Source organism: Paenibacillus sp. NPDC058177 (assembly GCF_042883835.1).
GTDB classification, from domain to species: domain Bacteria; phylum Bacillota; class Bacilli; order Paenibacillales; family Paenibacillaceae; genus Paenibacillus_AQ; species Paenibacillus_AQ agri.
The window spans coordinates 250,393-269,771 of the sequence record NZ_JBHVVB010000004.1 but is presented as its reverse complement, the minus strand read 5'-3'; the positions used below and the strand labels follow the sequence as shown (position 1 = coordinate 269,771).

Sequence of the window (19,379 nt, the reverse complement as noted above, 5' to 3'; positions counted from 1 at the left end):
ATCAGACTAATTGCAGCTTCAGCCAGTCTCTGGCCGCTTCCGCTTCTTCCACATTCAGGCGATGCCCCTGGTTGCCCCAATACGTATTCACAACTGCACCTGCGCCTTGCAATAACTCTTCCAGCTCCCGGCTTTCATGCGCTGGAACCATCGGATCATTCATTGAAGTTCCAATAAAGACCGGAAGGCCGCTCATATCCGGCAGCTTGAGACCCCGAAGTGGTACCATCGGGTGCAGCAGTACTGCAGCCTGGAAAGCCTTCCCGTAGTGGAACAGCAAGCTTCCAGCGATGTTAGCACCATTAGAATAACCAACGGCAACCGTTTTGTCCGCAGAGAACCCGTATTTGACCGCCGCCTCGTCCAGGAACTGCTTGATCTCCTGCGTGCGGAAGATCAGATCTTCTTCGTCGAATACCCCTTCGGACAACCGCCGGAAGAAACGGGGCATTCCGTTCTCCAGCACATTGCCACGGATGCCAAGCACGGACGATCCCGGGGAAAGCAGTCCTGCCAGTGGCAGCAGATCCTGCTCGTCACCACCCGTTCCGTGGAACATTACCATTACTGGCTTACTCTCATCTGTGCCCTTGCGAAATACGTGTATCATCTTGACTTCACTCCAATCTCTCGAATGTCAAACGGCTGCAAATTAGCTTCAATCGCGGCACGGTGTGGTTCATACCAGGTAGGGAGCATCAGCTTCTCACCTAGCGCATCCGGGTCCTCATCGCGGGCAAAACCGGGAGGGTCTGTTGCGATCTCAAACAGGATCCCGCCTTCTTCACGGAAGTAAATGGCGTTGAAGTACTGACGGTCCTGAACAGGCGTCGGCTGGTAGCCGTGGCTCTGCACAAGACGACTCCAGGCAAGCTGTTCGGCATCATCGCTGGCACGCCAGGCAATATGGTGAACCGTTCCGGTGCCTCCCGAGCCATGCGGCACAGGCTCTGCCTTCAGATCAATAATATTGCCCAGCTCGCCCGCCGCTCTGAAGCGGAGATAACCGTCCCCTTCGGCAAGGATCTCCATGCCCAGTGTACGGGACAGCGTATCCGCTGTCTTAGCTGGCTCTGTGCTGTACAGAACCGCTCCGCCAAAGCCCTTGATAGCATGCTCAGCAGGAACACCACCAAAGGACCAGCCGCTAAGAGGACCCTCTTCACGCTCCACAAGCTCAATCCGCAGACCATCGTAGTCAGCAAAGGACAAATAGGACTCAGAGATCCGGCTGACTTTGGTTACTGAAATCTGGTATGCAGCCAGTCGCTGCTCCCAGAAGTCCAGCGATCCTGTCGGCACGGCATAAGTAGTTACACCAACCTGCCCACCGCCAATTCTCCCCTTACGTCCCATTGACCAAGGAAAGAACGTAATAATCGTACCGGGCGACCCGCTTTCGTTCCCGAAATAGAGGTGATACACCTCAGGTGCATCGAAATTGATGGTTTTCTTCACCAAGCGTAGTCCGAGAATACCGGCATAAAAGTCAGCATTCCGCTGCACGTCGCCCACAAAAGCTGTAATATGATGAATGCCTGCGCTTCGTAATGTCATAATTATCTGCCCCTTTCTTAGTTAAACCACAGTGCGTCAAGTGAAATCGATCCGGCCCCGGTCAGAGCCACTCCGGCGGCAACCACTAGCAAAGTGAGTGGAAACTCAATTCCGTTAGCCGTTGCCCAGAACCCGTTCGGAGCGTGCACCTTCACAATCGCTCCAAGCATGGTGGCAATAATCAGTGCCGAAGCGAGCGGAGTCAACAACCCGAAGGTGAACAGCACTCCGCCAACCAGTTCCATCACTCCCGCCAGCACCGCCATAGTTACACCAGGCTTCATGCCGATGGACTCCATCCAACCTCCGGTTCCCTTGGGACCATAACCTCCGAACCAGCCAAACAGCTTTTGACTACCGTGCCCGATGAAAGAAATCCCGATCACCAGTCTGAGCAATAATAAGCCTACGCTAACCATTTTTACCCCACTCCATTCTCTTTGATTTAATTATCTTAACATTAAGATATTAGGTAAAAAAATTTGATGCTTCCTCTTTATAACAGATTCCCTGTTCCTGACATTATTCTTTCCGGCTTTCTGGCCTTACGGCAAGGGCCGCAGTTACTGCCGCCCTATACGCCTTTGCCAAGTCTCTTCAGCAGCTCCGTTGCCTGTTCCTTCTCTTCCGTGTTCAATCCGCCCATCAGACGATGCAGGGAAGAGACGTGAAGCGGAAAAATATCGTCGAATAGCTCCCGGCCTGCAGTTGTAATCTCAGCATAGGTTACCCGCCGGTCATCGCTGCACGGCACACGCTTCAGCAAGCCCTTGTTCTCCAGCTTGTCGATATTGTACGTAATACTGCCGCTGGTCACCAGAATCTTCTCACCGATCTGCTGCAGTGGAATACGTGTTCTGTGATACAGCACCTCCAGAATCATAAATTCAGCGGAAGACAAGCCGTGGCTCTTCATATCCTTCACTGCCAGGTCCATTAAGGTCTTGTAGGCTTTAGACAAGACGACGAACAATTTCAAGGAAGCCGCTTCATCCCGCTCCTGCTCCGCTCCGCTTGCCCCGGATAAAGGCTCTTGTTCAATGCTCATATGCTCCACCTCCCTGTAATTTATTATGAATGAACCAATTTCATAAATGAGCGTCTTATCATCGATATCTAGTTGTACATGGTTTAGGTTTAGGTATAACTAGAGAGATATCGTACCTATTCGGATTGACATTCGCATTATGAAATGGATTCGAATAAGAGAATATTGTCTTTAAATTAATTATCTTTAATTTAAGATAAATATACGCCTCATCCATGCCATTGTCAACAATCTTCCGTGGAAATTTTGTCCGAATTGACCTGGCCCGCAAAACGGCGTATTCTTTGTCTTACGAATATCTAAAATGTAAGCCTCTTCATTTCTTAACAAATACCACTATATTACTTTTCGTTTAAAAGGAGGCCTACTCATGACATCTGCTACACCAAATGATGCCGCGGGGCAGGCTGAGCGGCGTGTGCTGATTGTGACTGCGGTCGCGGCAGAGCGCGACGCCATCCTGCGCGGGCTGCAGGGCAGCAACAGGTTCCACGTCGTGGCTGCGGGCGCGGGCACCGCTGCCGCTGCGGCGGGTACCGCCGCGGCCCTGGCAGCCGGCTCCTACGGCTGCGTCATCAACGCCGGGATCGGCGGCGGGTTCCCGGGGGTGGCCCCGGTAGGCTCGCTGGTGATTGCCAGCGAGATGATTGCCGCCGACCTCGGAGCCGAGACGCCGGAGGGCTTCCGCAGTGCTGCCGAGCTTGGCTTCGGCAGCGTGACCGTGCCGGGTGATTCCGGCACGGTAGAGGCCCTTACGGCCGCGCTGACAGCGGCCGGCCTTGCCGTCAGCACAGGACCTGTGCTGACGGTGTCTACGGCGACCGGCACGGCAGAGACGGCCGCCGCTCTTTCGGCGCGCCATCCCGGGGCGGCCGCCGAAGCCATGGAAGGCCACGGGGTCGCCGTGGCCGCACATGCGCTGGGGCTCCCGGTGCTGGAGCTCCGCGCGATTTCGAACCCGGTCGGTCCCCGCGACCGGGCAGCTTGGGCCATCGGCGAAGCGATGGACGCGCTTGCGGCAGCAGCCGCTATCCTAAAGGAGGTGCTGTAATGAATAACGAGCTTAATATTGCATTTTCCCCTTGTCCAAATGATACCTTTGTATTTCATGCCTGGGCGCATGGGCTGGTGGCGGATGCCCCGGCACTGAATGTGATGTACGCCGATATCGACATTACGAACGGGCTTGCTGCCGACGGCACTGGACCAGAAGTCCTCAAAATCTCCTACGCCGCCCTGCCTTGGGTGCTGGAGAACTACCGGCTGCTGCCCTGTGGTGGCGCGCTTGGCCGCGGCTGCGGGCCACTGGTACTGACCGGAAACGGCCCGCTGGCAGTACGACGTCCAGCCGGGCTCGCCGGACGCAGAATCGCTGTTCCCAGCGAACGCTCCACCGCCTATCTGCTGTTCCGCTTGTGGGCAGCTCAAAACGTTCCAGGCGGTGTGGGAGAGATTGTCGTGATGCCTTTTGACGAGATCATGCCCGCTGTACGCGATGGGAAAATTGACGCCGGACTGGTGATTCACGAAGCCCGCTTCACTTACTCTTCCTATGGCCTTAATCTCCTGACGGATCTCGGCAGCTGGTGGGAAGAAGATACCGGACTACCGATCCCGCTTGGAGCCATTATCGCCCGCCGCGATCTGGATGCCGAAGCCATCTCGGGATGGATTCGCAGTTCCCTGCAATATGCCTGGGATCATCCGACGGACTCCCGCGACTACGTGCTAAGTCATGCCCAGGAGCTATCCCCGGAAGTGGCAAAGTCGCATATCGATCTCTATGTCAACGAATTTAGCATGAACCTTGGCGATAGCGGTTATGAAGCCATCAACTCTTTATTGACCCGTGCTGCTGACGAAGGACTTGTTCCGGCAATAGATCCGGAATTGCTCCGGTAACACCCAGAACTACGGGGGAGCCCTTTGCAACCATATAGTTCCTGAAGTTACTCTGGTAACACTGGGAACCTACGGTGATCCCTCTACAACCATGTAGTTTACGGAGTTACTCCGGTAACACCGTAAACCTACGGCGAACCCTGTACACCAATTAGTTCACGGAGTTGCTCTCTAAATAACGAAACCTACGGGGTCTCCCTCCGTGTAGTTCCGGAACTGCTCCGGTAACACATGGAAACTACGGGACCTGCCTCTACAAACCATACCATCTCCGGTCATGCCATTTGGCGCCGGGGATTCTTTATATTTAAGCCATCTGATAATGTGACCTTGCGAAATGAAACCGCTATTCTTAGAGCCACGTTGGATCAGGAGGGTGTATAGTAACTATAGAATCAAGAATGGATGAACCCATTCAACCCCAAGGAGGAGAACCGTATGATTCCTGCCGGAAACAGCAAACCGAATATCGACCGTTTTCTTGGCTTTCAGGAGGACTATGATCGTTACCGCCCAGAGGCCCCACAGATAGTGTCTGAACTGCTCACCACTTACCTCGGACACCGACCTGCCCTTGTCGCAGATATTGGTTGCGGCACCGGATTGTCCACCTTCATCTGGAACCATGCAGCTGATGCAGTTCATGGCATCGAACCCAATCCTGATATGTTGGGCAAGGCACAGCAGAAGCTCGCAGAAATGTCAGATGCCGCAGCAATCTCTTTTGCCCAAGGTTATTCCAACCAATTACCGTTGGCAACAGGCAGTGTAGACATCGTTACCTGCTCGCAGTCTTTTCACTGGATGGAGCCTGTGAGCACACTCCAGGAAATCTCCCGTGTCCTGCGGGACGGAGGCGTCTTCGCCGCGTATGACTGCGATTGGCCGCTGGCCCTGCAAGCGAATGTCGAGATTCTATATAACAACCTAATTGACAAGGCAAATGAGATCTTGGACACGTTGGTGCCGGCATCAGAAAGAGCGCACAAGTGGGATAAGGACAGCCACCTGGACAGAATCAAGGACAGCGGATTGTTCTCCTTCGCCCGTGAAATCGTATTTCACCATACGGAGACCTGTGATGCAGCACGATATATCGGCCTGGCCCTCAGCCAGGGAGCCATCCAAACCGTGTGGAAGCTTGGCTCCAAGGATCTTGACGGCAGTATCACCGAATTCCAGACCGCGGTAGAGCAGCATTTTCAAGGCAAGACTCTAGATGTGCTAATCAGCTACCGGATGCGACTCGGAGTTAAATAAGACCCGTTAGTGTGTTCGACCTTAAAGCCGGAAATAAAAGGTATCAAGGTATATCCATTGTTTCAAATAGTAAATCAGGCTTAACCAGCAATCGTAGGATCTCTGAGCCCGCAGTGCTTTTATTCATAAGACATCTAGCACCAAGCACCAAGCACCAAGCACCAAGCACCAAGCATCAATTATCAACCATTAACCATCGACCACCGATCGCTGATTATGGTTATGAGCCGCCAAAAATGCATACTAACTAGACTGGTCAAAAACCCGAATTTACCCTATACTGACCAGTAAGAGACGAAGAACGTCCCGATCCCCTTACCCAAGGGGCTTCGGGGCGTTTTTTTATGTTTATGAAAGGGTGAGAGTGGTGGGATTTGAGGAAGCGCACGCATCATTCATGGCAAAACATCTTGCAAGTAGAACCGGAGAACGGCTCTCCAGACTGGAAAGGGGGCATCGTCACGCCGAATCCCTGTTCCTGCACAATGTCTGGTGGCCGGTACGTGGTGACTTAAACGACTTGCATCCGGAGTATGAAGTCGCTGATTGGCGGGGCAGATCTTATTTTGCTGATTTTGTATGGCTGCCGGGCTATCTCAAACTATTAATTGAAATCAAAGGTTTTGCTTCCCATGTCCGCGACATGGATCGCCAGAAGTACTGTAACGAACTGAATCGGGAAACCTTTCTTTGCGCTATGGGTTACCAGGTGATTTCATTTGCTTATGACGATGTGGAGCAACGGCCCGACCTATGCGTCACGCTGCTACGTATGGTACTGAGCAGGTATCAGTCATCTCCGGCACCCATCTCCCGCATAACGCTTGCAGAAAAAGAAATCGTTCGACTGGCTCTAGGAATGCCCCGGGGACTGCGCCCAAAGGATATTGAGATTCATTTGGAAGTAGATCACAAAACAGCTGTCAGACACCTACGCACTTTGTGTAATAAAGGTTATTTGCTCCCCGTTCGGGGAGATGATCAACAACGGGTAATGCGTTACGAGTTAGCCCGTGGAATGATCGATTACTTGAGTTAAATTTAAGTAACTAATGAGTAATTCTCTGCCACTGGTGATTCTCAATCTAATCTAGGTGGGTTTAGTGAATTCACCAGCTTACTGATTGGGTATAGCGGTTCTCTAACTTACTGATAACAGGAAAAACTCCTGTTATTCTAATGTTTATACGTGTCCGCATGATAACAACTGGAAAAACTCCTGTTAATTCAGCCAAATAACTTTGTCTTGGGCATTTTCCATTGAAATAACGGGAGTTTTTCCAGTTATTCCGAAGGTTTCGGGCTTATCGATGATATTAACTGGAGAAATTCCTGTTATTCAATTGCCCATCCTCATTTCGCCCACATCCTCCTCCATCTCCCCTTCTATCACCTCCTTTTCCCCTCACTACCTCCCTTCCCACTACGCTTCACTACACCCTTTGCTTCTTCTAACGCTCCATTCCCCCTCTACTCCACCTTCCTCCTATACGGTAGGCTAACCAACCGGAGCCACCCTTTAACCTCAGGCTAATGGAACTACAAGTAATGGGTTGATAGCTATATTTAAATGGCCTGACCTGCTGGCTACAACCAAACTTTTCAACCCTGCTCCCCATTCCAAAAAGCGCCCAGACCGCGATACTCCGCAGTTGGGCGCTTCTCTTTGTCCATCAGCCTCTTGTAAGAGGATGGCCATTTATTTCTTGTCCACCATCCCCGTAGAGGGACAGCCGATTATTTCTTATCCACCATCCCCGTATAGGGGGCTAATTATTTCTTGTTCATCTTGAACATCAGGAACAGCTCGTTGTAGTGGGCGAGCATTTTTTTGCCCAGGTTGTCGTAGACCTCCAGGTGGTCTGTAATATCGGACGACGGGTAGAAGCGGGTGTCCTCCGAAATATCCGGCGGCAGAAGCTTTAGAGCCTGAGCGTTCGGTGTGGAGTAACCCACGTATTCAGTATTTTTCGCTGCTACATCGGGACGCAGCATGAAGTTGATGAACTTATGCGCACCTTCCACGTTCTTCGCCGTACGCGGAATGACCATGTTGTCGAACCATTTGTTCGACCCTTCTTTCGGCACGACATAGTCGAGCTTGTCGTTATCACCCATAATCTCCGAAGCGTCGCCAGACCAGACGATGCCTACCGCAGCTTCCTCATTTGCCAGCAGCATCTTGATCTCGTCACCCACAATTGCCTTTACGTTGGGCGACAGCTTATTAAGCTTACTCAGAGCCTGCTGCAAATGTTCTTCGTTGGTATCGTTGACAGAGTAATGCAGGCTGTTCAGCGCCATGCCCATGACCTCACGCGCCCCATCCACGAGGAAAATATTATTCTTCAGTCGGCTGTCCCACAGGGAATCCCAACTGCTGAAATCAATACCCTTCGTCATCTCCGGGTTGAAGATGATCCCGACCGTACCCCAGAAATAGGGAACCGAATAAAGATTATCAGGATCAAACGGCAGGTTCATGAACCGTGGATCGATGTTGGCGAGATTCGGAATTTTACTGTGATCCAATGGAATCAGCAGGTTCTCTTCCTTCATTTTCGAGATAGCATAATCCGAAGGAATCACGACATCAAAGGTCGTTCCGCCCTGCTCTACCTTGGTCAGCATCGCTTCGTTAGAATCAAAGGTCTGGTAAATGACCGTAATTCCGGTCTCTTTCTCGAACTCCTTCAGCATGGCGGGATCAACATAATCGCCCCAGTTGTAGATGGTCAGCGTGTTTTTTCCCGTATAGCCCTGGTTGGTGTTCATCCATGACCCCAGATACATCAGGCCAAAAGCGACGATGACTATCGCCAGAAAAGCATTAACCAGTTGTTTCATCTAGGCACCCCCGCTTCTGCTACCGATTCTGCAACCGGAGTAGCTGTGCGGTTCTTGCGAGTTGTCAGGAAGTAATAACCGACCACCAGCACAATGGTGAAGAGGAAAATCAGGGTCGAGAGCGCATTTATGGACAGTGATACACCCTGTCTCGCTCTGGAATAAATCTCGACCGACAAGGTGGAGTATCCGTTACCGGTCACGAAGAAGGTGACCGCAAAGTCATCGAGCGAGTATGTTAGCGCCATGAAGAATCCGCTGAAAATACCCGGCTTGATAATTGGCAGAATGACCTTCGTCAGCACATCCCGGCGGCTGGCACCCAAATCGCGGGCCGCATCGGTCAGTGTAGGACTCATTTCTTGCAGATGCGGCAGAATCATCAGCACCGCGATCGGGATACTGAAGGCCACATGCGAGAGCAGTACAGACATGAAGCCCAGCTTGATCCCCACAATCGTGAACAGAATCAGGAACGAGGCCCCGATGATAACGTCTGGACTGACGATGAGCACATTGTTCAGCGACAATAAGGAGTTCTTAGCCCGGCGGCTGCGGACCCGATGGATCGCCAGCGCACCAATGGTCGCGATCACCGTAGCAATCGCCGAAGACAGCAGCGCAATGACCAGCGTATTGATTACGATAATGATCAGCCGGCTATCCTGAATCACTTCGCGGTAATATTCCAGGGTAAAGCCTTCAAACTTGTGCATCGTACCCCCGCTGTTGAACGAGTAGTACATCAGATACACAATCGGTGCGTACAGCACAGCAAACACTAAAACGAGATACAGATTGGAGAATCCGTTTCTTTTCCTCATCTCTGCACCCCTTTCCGTGCGCCGCCCCACAGAATCATGAACAGCGCCATAATCGCAATCAGAAATACGGCTACTGTGGAGCCCATGCCCCAATCCTGTGTAACCAAAAAGTGCTGTTCAATCGCCGTCCCGAGCGTAATGACCCGGCTACCTGCAATAAGCCTTGTGATCATAAACAGAGATAGTGCCGGAATGAATACTGCCATACAGCCGGAACGCACACCTGAAATCGTCAGTGGAAAAACCACCCTACGGAAGGTTGTCCAACCCGATGCCCCCAGATCACGCGCGGCATCGAGCAGGGACAGATTGAGTTCCTCCAGCGCACTGAAGATCGGCAGAATCATGAACGGAATAAAGATGTAGACCGACACGAACACAAAGCTGAAGCCCGTGAACAAAATCTGCTGCTCACCAATCCCAAGCACATCGAACAGGTTATTGATCGGTCCAAAGGTGCCGAAGATTCCGATGAATGCATAAGTTTTCAGCAGCAGATTAATCCAGGTCGGCAAAATAATCAGCAGCAGCCAAAGCTGCTTATGCTTCGTTCTCGTCAGCAGATAAGCCGCCGGATAGGCGACCAGGAGCGAGAATATTGTGATCAGAAACGCGTACCAGAAGGAGGTCAGCGTCATTTTCAAATAGACAGGCGTAAAGAAGTTCACGTAATTGTCCAGCGTCAAATGGCCGTCCAGATCAAACAGGGAATAGTAGATGACCAGAAACACCGGAGCGATAACGAACAAGGCAATCCACAAATAATAAGGGATGAGATAGAACGACCGGCCCTTATTGTTCATGGCTCTCCACCTCGCCGTAAGCTTCCAGACGTCTGTCGAACTCTTCCTCCGTTTCCCCGAACCGCATAACATGAATCGCTTCAGGATCGAAATAAAGCCCGATTTCACTGCCGACAGTAGCTTGACGTGTAGAATGGACTAACCATTCATGTCCGGACTCGTCATAACAGCTGATCTCATAATGCACACCCCGGAACAGCTGGGAATCGACGCGCACACGCAGCTTCCCTTGTTCTAATGCAGTGATTTCCAGATCCTCCGGACGAATCACAATCTCCACACCTTCATTCGGGCGCAGCCCGGCATCGACGCATTCGAAGCGACGTCCGTTGAACTCCACCAGATTATCTTCGATCATGACACCCGGCACAATGTTCGATTCTCCAATAAAGTCAGCCACAAAACGGTTGATCGGCTCATCATAAATATCGTGAGGCGTGCCGCTCTGCTCGATTTTGCCCTTATTCATCACAAAGATCCAGTCAGACATCGCCAGTGCTTCTTCCTGATCATGCGTGACGAAGATAAAAGTGATTCCCAGCCGCTGTTGCATCTCCCGCAAAATGTACTGCATCTCTGTCCGCAGCTTCAAATCCAACGCCGACAAAGGCTCGTCCAGCAGCAGGACCTGCGGCTCGTTGACGATGGCCCGGGCGATGGCTACACGCTGACGCTGTCCGCCGGACATTTCTGTAATGGCCCGCTGATCGTAACCGGCGAGGTTCACGAAGCGCAGCGCCTCCTGCACCTTTTGCGTGATGACATCCTTCTTAAGCTTCTTGATACGCAAGCCGAAAGCCACATTCTCAAATACGTTCAGGTGTGGAAACAAAGCGTAGTCCTGAAAAACCGTATTGACCTGCCGCTCGTTGGCGGGAATGTGGTTAATCACTTTTCCGTTCAAAATAATCGAGCCGCCTGTCGGTTCAGCGAATCCGGCAATCAGCCGGAGAATCGTCGTTTTACCGCAACCGGACGGGCCCAGTAATGTATAGAATTTACCCCGTTCAATCTCAAAGCTGACCTCTTTAAGTACAGCCTCTTCATCGTCGTATTGCTTCGTTACCTTGTCAAAAGAAATAATAGTACCTTCCTGGGTAGCTATAGCTAACAACCTCCCTGCCTTTAGTAATACAATCCTATTTTACCCGCTTCCTGCGGGGAACAATCGATATCGGCATGCCCAGTGCGGATAAGCGACAATTCCTCCTTTCGTTCGACACCTCATATAGGTATAGCATAATAGATTGCTTCATCTTATGCGATAACTTAGATTGTTAACATCCCCCAGAAACTTAACAACTTCGTAAAACTTATAAGGATTTTCATCAAAAATGAGGTGATATAATGAAAACGGATGAAAGATAAATTAATGTTTTCTTATTTTTGCGAAAGAAGATGAAGCACATGAACGAGGGGTTATTTGACCGCCTTGAGAAATTTGGTTTTTCCCTATATATGATACGAATTACGCTGGCCGCTTCGCTCTCCTGGGTGGTGGTGCACAGTCTTTATAGTAATCACTATTTGTACTTTGCTCCGCTAGCTGCCATTCTGATTACCCAAGGTACGGTTAAGGGCTCTGTAGAAAAAGGAATCTACCGCCTCTTGGGCATCATTCTTGGCGGGATCGTCGCTCTGATCGTCGGCAAGTTCTTTAACATAAGCGGACTCTCCATCCTGCTTATGCTGCTCATCGGCATTGGCATCGCCACCGCCTGCCGCGTGAATATTCAGGCCGTGACCCAAGTAGGCGTCACCTCTGTTATGGCCCTTTCCTTCTATCAAAACGATTATGTAGTCTCCAGAATAACCGAGACCTTCATCGGAGTGCTGATCGCCATTCTTATCAATATGATTATCGTTCCGCCGAAGGGCTTCGTCAAGGTAAAAGCCTTGGCACTTGAAGGAAGCCAACTGCTGGCAGAAGCACTGAGAGGTCTTGCCGCTGGTGAACAAAGTACGGAGAAGAGCAATGCGGTATCGAAACAAGCCGGTGAACTGCTGAAGCGAAGCGGCAAGAAGCAGAAAGAAATTCATTACACGCTATCGCATTACCAATGCCGAAATGAATTGAACAGGCTTAGTACAGTTACTTCTCATCTTAAAACTGTTCATGCCTACGTGAAGGAAATTATAGATGAGATCGCCCTGCTGCCACCGCATTATGCAGCCGCAGAAGGGATGGCCGGTTCTCTGGAAGCCACTGCCGATTGCATCGCATTGTACGGAACAGAAACCCTGTCGGATACCGAACGCCCCCGTTCTCTCCCGGATGCCCTGCATCATGCGCGGGAATTGCAGCTCTCTTGCTTCTCCCAGCTTCAGAGCCATTGCCCTCTGACAGCTATGCGCGATCTTGGTGCAGTCTTCTCGCACCTGAACCGGGTGCTGGATGAGGTGGAACGGGCGGAATATGCCACCTGTTCGGCGGTACCGCACGAGGCTAAGCGAGACATCGCCCAAGGAATTCATTACATGAAAAAAGGACTCTCCCACAAGTTATAAAGCGGAGAGTCCTTTTATTTTACTAAAACCATCTTACACGTTATAATTAAGGAAATGTGGAATATATAGCCACTTTCTACGGATTATGTGATCCTGTGAGAGACGTCCCGGGCCATCCGGCTTAGACGCCTCTCTTTTACATGTGAATGGTCTGGGTGAAATTATTTATTCCCTATTGTCAATTCGTTACTTTAGCACTAAAATTAAAAGGATTTAATGCCGACATTTTAAATATACGACGTACCGGCGCCTTCTTTTTTTGTCGATTTTAGTCGATTAAAGTGCCTGATGCTGAGTATACATCATTGATCCATTTTTAAAGGCAAACTATTCGAAAGGGTAGGACGCAAAGCAATGGGCCTAAGAATGCACAAGCTGCATTTATGGTTGCCAGGCTGCCAATTAGACGCCTGCATGGCGGATATTCCTAGCGGATTATCGTACCGGAATGACGGTACTCTCTATGTACAGATGCCTTTGATTATACAAAGAAGCGAGGTAACAGAATGACGCACCGCCCTGATCGAAATGACGTAAAAGAACTTACCCGGCCTTTGCCGATAGATCCCTCTGAATCCATCTTGAATGATGCTACGCAATCTCTACCATCGGACGACACCAACAATAAGAATGGCATCATCATTATTCAAAACAATCAATTTTTCATCACCTCACCCTTATCTGGCGGCAAACCTGCTGTCGTCTCTCCCGTGTCTCCCGTAGTCCTTAGGAAGAACCGGCAGATCATTACTACCCCTACAGAAGTATTGTCATCCGACCGCCTGGAATGGGAGATTGAAGAATCAGCCCCGTACGAGATTACAGTCTCCGAAGACAAGCTGTCTGCCTTCCTTACCGTGCGGCGGGTAGAACAGTACGCTTGGCGCCTGAAGAACTGTGCAGCCACGAACAACATCGCTGTCAGTGCGGAGCAGGACAAGAAAGCCCTGCTGTCTACACTTCGCATCGAGCAGGTCCTGGCTGATTTTGATAAAAGATCCATCTCACAGAACCTCAATATTCCCGCAATCTACGAGGAATTGAACCGCCCCACCGGACGGCCAGTCCGTGTAGCGGAAGGCACTGCGCCCAAACCCGCGACCAATGCACGAATCGAAATTCCTTTCTCCGAGGAAGCCCTAACAGCCGAAATCTTTCATCGAAACGTGAGCGGACAGGAAGGGCAGAATTACCCGGACATCCCCGAAGTTCAGGAGGGTGACATCATAGCCATCAAGCATCCATCCATCGAAGGGGTACCCGGATATGATGTGTACGGACATCTGCTTCCTGCTACGCCACCTGAAGATATCCGACTTACCGCCAAGGAACATACACAGCTTGTGTCTGGAGTGAAGGTCATGGCGCTTCGTACCGGAAGACCCCGCCTGACAGGAGTGAAGGGCTCTACCTTTGATATTGCTGCAGCGCACAGGGTCCTGGGGAATGTCAATGCTGAGACCGGGCATATCGTATTCGCGGGGGACGTTGCTGTTCACGGCGATGTGGAAGAGCAGATGATTATTGAAGCGATTGGAAATGTCTATATTTACGGAAGTGTGAAGAATGCGACCATCGTGGCAACCGGAAGTATTTGGATTCGGGGCGATGTGACGGAGAGCAAGCTGTATTCGGGATATCATGGCGTATTCAACAACCGGCTCTATCATCTTTCCAAACAGATCATGGAGGAAGGCATTCTGCTACGGAAAGCGGCTAAGGTATTGTCCCAAAAGCTAGCCAACCGCCAGCAGCCTGTCAATTACGGCCAGGTCATTCAGCTTCTGCTCGATACCAAATATAAACGATTTGCGATTCTGATCCCCGAGCTTCTGAACGTTCTCTCCGATATCAAGCATACCTACCCACAGGATACGAAACAGTTGAAACGCTTGCTGGAGGTCTTTTTACAGCCAGATCAGTTTATCGGGTTGTTGAATGATGCGCTTGTGGAATCCTTCCTGAAGCTGCTTAAGGATATGTACAGGGGCATTGTTGTTATGCAGGAGACTAAAGTCCGGATTGATCTTCCCTATAGCAATAGCAGCATCATTCAATCTGGCGGCAACATCACCCTTTACGGAGAAGGTACCCGGAAAAGTGAGCTGCTGTCCGCTGGAGATATTGCCTACACAAGCAGAGATGCAGTCTGCGAAGACTCCAATCTGGAAGCGAAAGGTGCCATCACCGCGCAGACGGTTGGAGGAACAAGTGAAGACAAGTCCACCTTGAAGGCCGGAAAGAGACTTGTTCTACACAAAATGAGCGGTGGCACGATCAGTGTTGGCGGCTACTCCGAAGAGGTTACCGGGTCGCTGGAGAACGCCGTGATCACTCCACAGACGCTGCAGCGCCGACAATAAATTAAAAAGGAGGTCCCTCGCGGTATTACCAGCAAGGGCCTCCTTTTACTATTGAATGTACGGCGTCTGATCCTGCTCAGTTAGACGAAAGTTTGGCTGAATGCCCGAATTTCACATTCACTAGGACTATACTGCACACAATCAACAGCAGTCCGATCACCAGGTTAAGTGTGATTTGTTCTTTAAGGAAGATGACACTACTGCCAATTGAGATTAACGGAATCAGGAAGGTAAACGAACCCACCTTGCCTGCCTCCCCTTCATTAATAAGTTTAAAGTATACGACCCAGCCCATCGCGATCACAAAAATTGAAATAAACAAGGTATCAGCGATAAAAGCACCGTTCCACACGATATCTCCCCACTGCTCGGTCACAGAACCCGAAAACGTCAGAATCAGTCCGCCAATCGTAATCTGCATAGCGGTCAACCATAACGTATCCACACGGTCAGATCTCAGCTTCATATAGATTGTACCAAATGCCCAGCTTAGCGCGCTGGCAAGGGCGAGGAAGATGCCCCAAGGGGAAATGCTGCCTGTAAATCCGCCGACACTCAGAGAAGCTACTCCAACAAAACCCAGTAGCAGTCCGGCGATTTTGAGCCCATACATGCTCTCCCCCAGCCATATCCAAGAGAAAATCCCTAGCAGAACTGGCTGCAAGAAGACAATCGAAGAGAACAGGCCGGCTGGCACATATTGCAGCCCAATGGTCTGAAAGCCATAGTAGAAGACAATGCTGAGAATGGCAGAAATCAGATAAACCGGCCATAACTGCTTAAAGCGCAGACTCTTCCATCTTGGCAGAGCGAGCAGAATGAGCAGCACGCCGCCGATCAGCGTTCGAATCCCTGCGAACAGCAAGGGTGGCGCGTAAGCTAGTGCGATCTTAGACAGGGGCCAGTTAACGCCCCAAACAATAACAAGAAATAAAAGCAGCAGTATATTTTTCTTCTGCATCGATGTCGGTTTCATCTCCTTGAATCGGCTTCATGTCAAAATGATACAATAATCATACTCATAATAGAAATAAATATTAATCATAAGGGGCATATCAAAAAAGATATGAACAACAATCAAATCACCTTATTCGTCAAAATCGCCGAAAGCGGCAGCTTCACCAAAGCCGGACTGGAGCTAAACATGACCCAGCCCGCTGTCAGCCGGGCTATTTCAACACTGGAAGACGAACTGGATGTAAAGCTCCTGCTCCGTGACCGGCGCAATGGTCTGGCGCTTACCGATGTGGGAAAGCGCGTCCTTGTCCTCTTTCGTGAAATTCTGGCCGGCTTTGACAAGGTCAATCAGGAGATCGCTCTGGAGAAGGGCTTGGAGAAAGGCCGTATCCGCATTGGCGCTTTTCCTGTGGCTGCCGCTTATTTTTTCCCAAAAATTATCCGTTCAATCGCCTCTCAATATCCCGGTGTGGAGATTGAAATGTTTGAAGGCTCTGTCACTGAGGTTAAGGACTGGCTGGATTCCCGCTTTATTGATGTCGGATTAATCCTGCCTCCCATTGGAGAATTTGAGACTTTCCCCCTCTTCCGCGAGCAATTGTACGGCGTGGTGCAGGCGGACAACCCTCTTGGCAAGCACAAAATCATCTCGGTAAGTGATCTCCAGCAAGAACCGCTGCTGATCTGCAGAGCTGGCTATGAGCCGCCGATAGAGGACCTGTTCCGCCGCAGCGGCAGCACACTGAACCCCAAGTATGTGGTGAACAATTTCTCCACCGCATTGAACATGATACACGAGGGGCTGGCCGTCGGCATTATGTCCGATCTGTCGCTAATGTCCCTGCCTCCGGGCGTGGTCGTGCGCGAGCTGTCTCCGGATGCCTACCGCGACATCCATATCGCTGTCCAATCGCTTGAGAATTCATCAATTGCGGTGAAGCTTTTCATTGAGACGGCGCTACAGTTATTCACCAATAAAGAAACGGAGTGATGGCTATGAACTATCATCGGCTTGGAAACAGTGGACTGCAGGTATCTGCACTGGGATTGGGTACGAATGCCTTCGGCAAACGGGCAGACGAGGATACTTCCATCGGAATTATTCATGCAGCGCTGGATGGAGGGATCAACTTCATTGATACTGCCAACATCTACGCTGGTACAGAGTCGGAGCGGATTATTGGCTTGGCCTTGAAAGACAGACGTCACCGTGCCGTACTGGCTACCAAGGCAGGGCTAATTCGCAGCGAAGGCCCGAATGGAAGCGGCTCTTCCCGTCATCATCTGATGCAAGAGCTCGAAGGCAGCTTGCGCCGCTTGAAGACGGATTATGTTGATCTGTATCAGATCCATACCTTTGATCCCCATACTCCGCTGGAAGAGACCTTGCGTACGCTGGACGACATGGTCTCCTCGGGCAAAGTCCGCTATATCGGTGCATCCAACTATGCAGCCTGGGAGTTGATGAAGGCCCTTGGTATCAGCGAAGCACACCGCTTCACCAGATACGTCTCCATTCAGTGTAGCTATTCGCTGGCTGACCGGACCCCAGAGAATGAGCTGCTGCCACTCTGCCTCGATCAAGGCATTGGCATTATTCCATACTTCCCGCTAGCTGGGGGAATCCTGACCGGTAAATATAAGACTGTCAGCGATGTCCCACAGGGCTCGCGGGTCCATACCGATCCAACCTTCTCCCGCTTTCTCAGCGAAGACCGGATCGCGCTCGGCGAGAAGGTAAGCCAGTTGGCGACAGAGCTGGACACTACGCCTACCGCCTTGTCTCTCGCCTGGCTGATGAATCAGCCTGCCGTCTCCAGCGTTATCGTAGGCGCTACCCGCGTAGATCAACTGCAAGAGAATCTTAAAAGCACCATCCTGGCTCTTGATGAGGAGACGCTCCGCAAACTGGAAGAAGCCAGTAGCGCTTTCCGTTATGGTGAGCCATTCGCCTACTACCGCTTGCCGTAAGCGTCATATAGCTAAAAAACAGCAAGTCCCTATTTCGGGACTTGCTGTTTTCAATTTATTCAAGGACGCGTCGGCTCCGGATCACCCTTCACTGCCACAACCGGGGATCTTGATCCTCTGCCGATCCACAATTGGACACCGATCATCAGAACAATTACGATCATGAGCCCGATTAGAGCCAGCCGGAACTCACCCGTCCAGTCGTAAATCCGGCCAATCAGAAGTGGACCAGCAGCACCTAGAATATAACCGCCGCCCTGATTCATGGCCGACCAGGAACTGACTTCCTCTGCCCGCTTAGCTTCAATAATCGGCAGCATCAACGCTAGCGGGAACAAACCTCCTGCCCCGATCCCCAGCAGGATTGCACTCAAGAATGGTGATACTGCGCTGATTAGTGTAATTATCCCAACCAGTTCGAACAAGCTGCATAGCACCAGCCAGAAAGTGCGCCGTTTATATTTAGCTACCAGAATCGGAATGATAATACTGACCGGGATCTGAATTAAGGTGAACAAGGTCAGCAGATTCCCTGCTTCATGTCTGGTATACCCCATCGAAGATACAATCGGGGCCAACCAGGCCGTCAGCGAATAGAAGATGCTGGCCATCATCCCGAAGAATACTGTTAACAGCCAGGCTCGTTTATTGGTCAGCGGCAGCGTAAAATCGGCGCTATTGTTGACCGGGACAGGCTTCGAAGCAACCTTCCACCAGACAAGAATGGCGGCAATCGCCAGAATTGCCCATATGGCCAATGATTTTTGCCATGAATTTCCGAGCAAGGTATACAGAGGGACAGATAATCCTGCGGCCAGTGAAGCCCCGAATACCAGCGAGGCCGAATACACACTGACCAGTGCGGAACCGCTGGGAAAATGAGCCTTGATAAAGCCTGACAAGAGCGGTCCGGCAATTCCGATCCCGATACCGGACAAGAAAGCTGTGAGAATCAGAACGCCGGAGGAGTTCGTTACTACCCGGGCCGCTGTAGCTGCACCAATTAGCACCATAGAGTACAGAATAGCCCGCTCCATGCCGATTTTTCGGCTGATTTTAACAGCCAAGGGTGCAAACACACCCATACATAATACAGGCAACGTGGTGAGCAGGCTAGCGGATAATCCGCTCATTCCTAGATCACCCTGGATGTTGCTTAGCAGCGGCGCCACAGAGGTGATGACCGGGCGCATATTTAAAGAGGCCAGAAACAACGCGGCCAGTAAAAGAACAATTGGCATGTGGATCATCTCCTGTTAATAGTAGTATCATTTCTGCTTCCTGAGTATACGACCCAGCATGAGAATTGTTCAATACTATTATTTATATTATTATCATA

18 protein-coding genes and 1 riboswitch are annotated in these 19,379 nt (G+C 50.8%); of the genes, 8 read left to right on the top strand and 10 right to left on the bottom strand.

The annotated features are described in order from the left end of the window. Nucleotide 1: 1 nt before the first annotated feature. From ACFVU8_RS18405 to ACFVU8_RS18390, 4 genes are all read right to left on the bottom strand, one after another. Complete coding sequence (locus ACFVU8_RS18405) at nt 2-610, bottom strand: alpha/beta hydrolase (protein WP_387429151.1); 609 nt, start codon at nt 608-610, stop codon at nt 2-4. Next, nucleotides 607-1,557: a ring-cleaving dioxygenase gene (locus tag ACFVU8_RS18400; protein ID WP_387429148.1), complete on the bottom strand. Its 951-nt coding sequence runs from the start codon at nt 1,555-1,557 to the stop codon at nt 607-609. Before ACFVU8_RS18400 ends, ACFVU8_RS18405 begins: the two co-directional genes overlap by 4 nt. Nucleotides 1,558-1,574: 17 nt before the next feature. Then, nucleotides 1,575-1,976, bottom strand: a complete 402-nt coding sequence (locus ACFVU8_RS18395; RefSeq protein ID WP_175370795.1) for a DoxX family protein — start codon at nt 1,974-1,976, stop codon at nt 1,575-1,577. A gap of 155 nt (nt 1,977-2,131) precedes the next feature. Next, entirely contained in the window at nt 2,132-2,605 is a 474-nt protein-coding gene (locus tag ACFVU8_RS18390; RefSeq protein ID WP_083205492.1) for a MarR family winged helix-turn-helix transcriptional regulator, read from the bottom strand. A 370-nt stretch (nt 2,606-2,975) separates the two neighbouring features. Here ACFVU8_RS18390 and ACFVU8_RS18385 point away from each other — a divergent pair, with 370 nt between their 5' ends. The 4 genes from ACFVU8_RS18385 to ACFVU8_RS18370 all read left to right on the top strand — a co-directional run bounded on the left by ACFVU8_RS18385 (nt 2,976) and on the right by ACFVU8_RS18370 (nt 6,806). Further along, nucleotides 2,976-3,656 carry a futalosine hydrolase gene (locus ACFVU8_RS18385; protein WP_387429145.1) on the top strand — a complete coding sequence of 227 codons (681 nt, stop codon included), beginning with the start codon at nt 2,976-2,978 and terminating at the stop codon, nt 3,654-3,656. Then, complete coding sequence (locus ACFVU8_RS18380) at nt 3,656-4,507, top strand: 1,4-dihydroxy-6-naphtoate synthase (protein WP_387429142.1); 852 nt, start codon at nt 3,656-3,658, stop codon at nt 4,505-4,507. Before ACFVU8_RS18385 ends, ACFVU8_RS18380 begins: the two co-directional genes overlap by 1 nt. Nucleotides 4,508-4,945: 438 nt before the next feature. Continuing rightward, the gene (locus ACFVU8_RS18375) at nt 4,946-5,767 is read left to right on the top strand and encodes a class I SAM-dependent methyltransferase (RefSeq protein ID WP_175370799.1); all 822 of its coding nucleotides are present in this window, start codon (nt 4,946-4,948) and stop codon (nt 5,765-5,767) included. A 397-nt stretch (nt 5,768-6,164) separates the two neighbouring features. Further along, nucleotides 6,165-6,806, top strand: coding sequence for a DUF559 domain-containing protein (locus tag ACFVU8_RS18370; protein WP_387429139.1), 642 nt, complete (start codon nt 6,165-6,167; stop codon nt 6,804-6,806). Nucleotides 6,807-7,540: 734 nt separating this feature from the next. Here the strand turns inward: ACFVU8_RS18370 and ACFVU8_RS18365 are convergent. From ACFVU8_RS18365 to ACFVU8_RS18350, 4 genes are read right to left on the bottom strand one after another with little or no spacing between them, the layout of a single operon-like run. Continuing rightward, a complete protein-coding gene (locus tag ACFVU8_RS18365; RefSeq protein WP_387429136.1) occupies nt 7,541-8,614 on the bottom strand; it encodes an ABC transporter substrate-binding protein in 1,074 nt (357 codons plus the stop codon). After that, nucleotides 8,611-9,438 carry an ABC transporter permease gene (locus ACFVU8_RS18360; protein WP_387429133.1) on the bottom strand — a complete coding sequence of 276 codons (828 nt, stop codon included), beginning with the start codon at nt 9,436-9,438 and terminating at the stop codon, nt 8,611-8,613. Before ACFVU8_RS18360 ends, ACFVU8_RS18365 begins: the two co-directional genes overlap by 4 nt. Next, the gene (locus ACFVU8_RS18355; RefSeq protein WP_066378370.1) at nt 9,435-10,241 is read right to left on the bottom strand and encodes an ABC transporter permease; all 807 of its coding nucleotides are present in this window, start codon (nt 10,239-10,241) and stop codon (nt 9,435-9,437) included. Before ACFVU8_RS18355 ends, ACFVU8_RS18360 begins: the two co-directional genes overlap by 4 nt. Next, nucleotides 10,231-11,355 (bottom strand): ABC transporter ATP-binding protein, encoded by a 1,125-nt coding sequence (locus ACFVU8_RS18350; protein ID WP_175370803.1) that lies wholly within the window; start codon nt 11,353-11,355, stop codon nt 10,231-10,233. Before ACFVU8_RS18350 ends, ACFVU8_RS18355 begins: the two co-directional genes overlap by 11 nt. Before the next feature lie 293 nt (nt 11,356-11,648). On the opposite strand from ACFVU8_RS18350, the gene ACFVU8_RS18345 reads away from it, so the two are divergent. Together ACFVU8_RS18345 and ACFVU8_RS18340 are read left to right on the top strand one after the other, a co-directional pair. Beyond that, a complete protein-coding gene (locus tag ACFVU8_RS18345; protein ID WP_175370804.1) occupies nt 11,649-12,749 on the top strand; it encodes an FUSC family protein in 1,101 nt (366 codons plus the stop codon). A gap of 311 nt (nt 12,750-13,060) precedes the next feature. Next, a riboswitch (cyclic di-GMP riboswitch) is annotated at nt 13,061-13,152 on the top strand. Nucleotides 13,153-13,255: 103 nt separating this feature from the next. After that, nucleotides 13,256-15,112, top strand: coding sequence for a flagellar assembly protein A (locus tag ACFVU8_RS18340; protein ID WP_387429130.1), 1,857 nt, complete (start codon nt 13,256-13,258; stop codon nt 15,110-15,112). A 76-nt stretch (nt 15,113-15,188) separates the two neighbouring features. Here the strand turns inward: ACFVU8_RS18340 and ACFVU8_RS18335 are convergent, their stop codons facing one another. Next, nucleotides 15,189-16,073: a DMT family transporter gene (locus ACFVU8_RS18335; RefSeq protein WP_387429127.1), complete on the bottom strand. Its 885-nt coding sequence runs from the start codon at nt 16,071-16,073 to the stop codon at nt 15,189-15,191. A gap of 105 nt (nt 16,074-16,178) precedes the next feature. On the opposite strand from ACFVU8_RS18335, the gene ACFVU8_RS18330 reads away from it, so the two are divergent. Both ACFVU8_RS18330 and ACFVU8_RS18325 read left to right on the top strand, forming a co-directional pair. Next, nucleotides 16,179-17,060, top strand: a complete 882-nt coding sequence (locus ACFVU8_RS18330; protein ID WP_379466551.1) for a LysR family transcriptional regulator — start codon at nt 16,179-16,181, stop codon at nt 17,058-17,060. 5 nt (nt 17,061-17,065) lie between these two features. Then, nucleotides 17,066-18,040: an aldo/keto reductase gene (locus ACFVU8_RS18325; protein ID WP_387429124.1), complete on the top strand. Its 975-nt coding sequence runs from the start codon at nt 17,066-17,068 to the stop codon at nt 18,038-18,040. Between the two features lie 59 nt (nt 18,041-18,099). Here ACFVU8_RS18325 and ACFVU8_RS18320 read toward each other — a convergent pair whose 3' ends face one another. After that, the gene (locus tag ACFVU8_RS18320) at nt 18,100-19,281 is read right to left on the bottom strand and encodes an MFS transporter (protein ID WP_387429121.1); all 1,182 of its coding nucleotides are present in this window, start codon (nt 19,279-19,281) and stop codon (nt 18,100-18,102) included. Between the last annotated feature and the right edge of the window lie 98 nt (nt 19,282-19,379).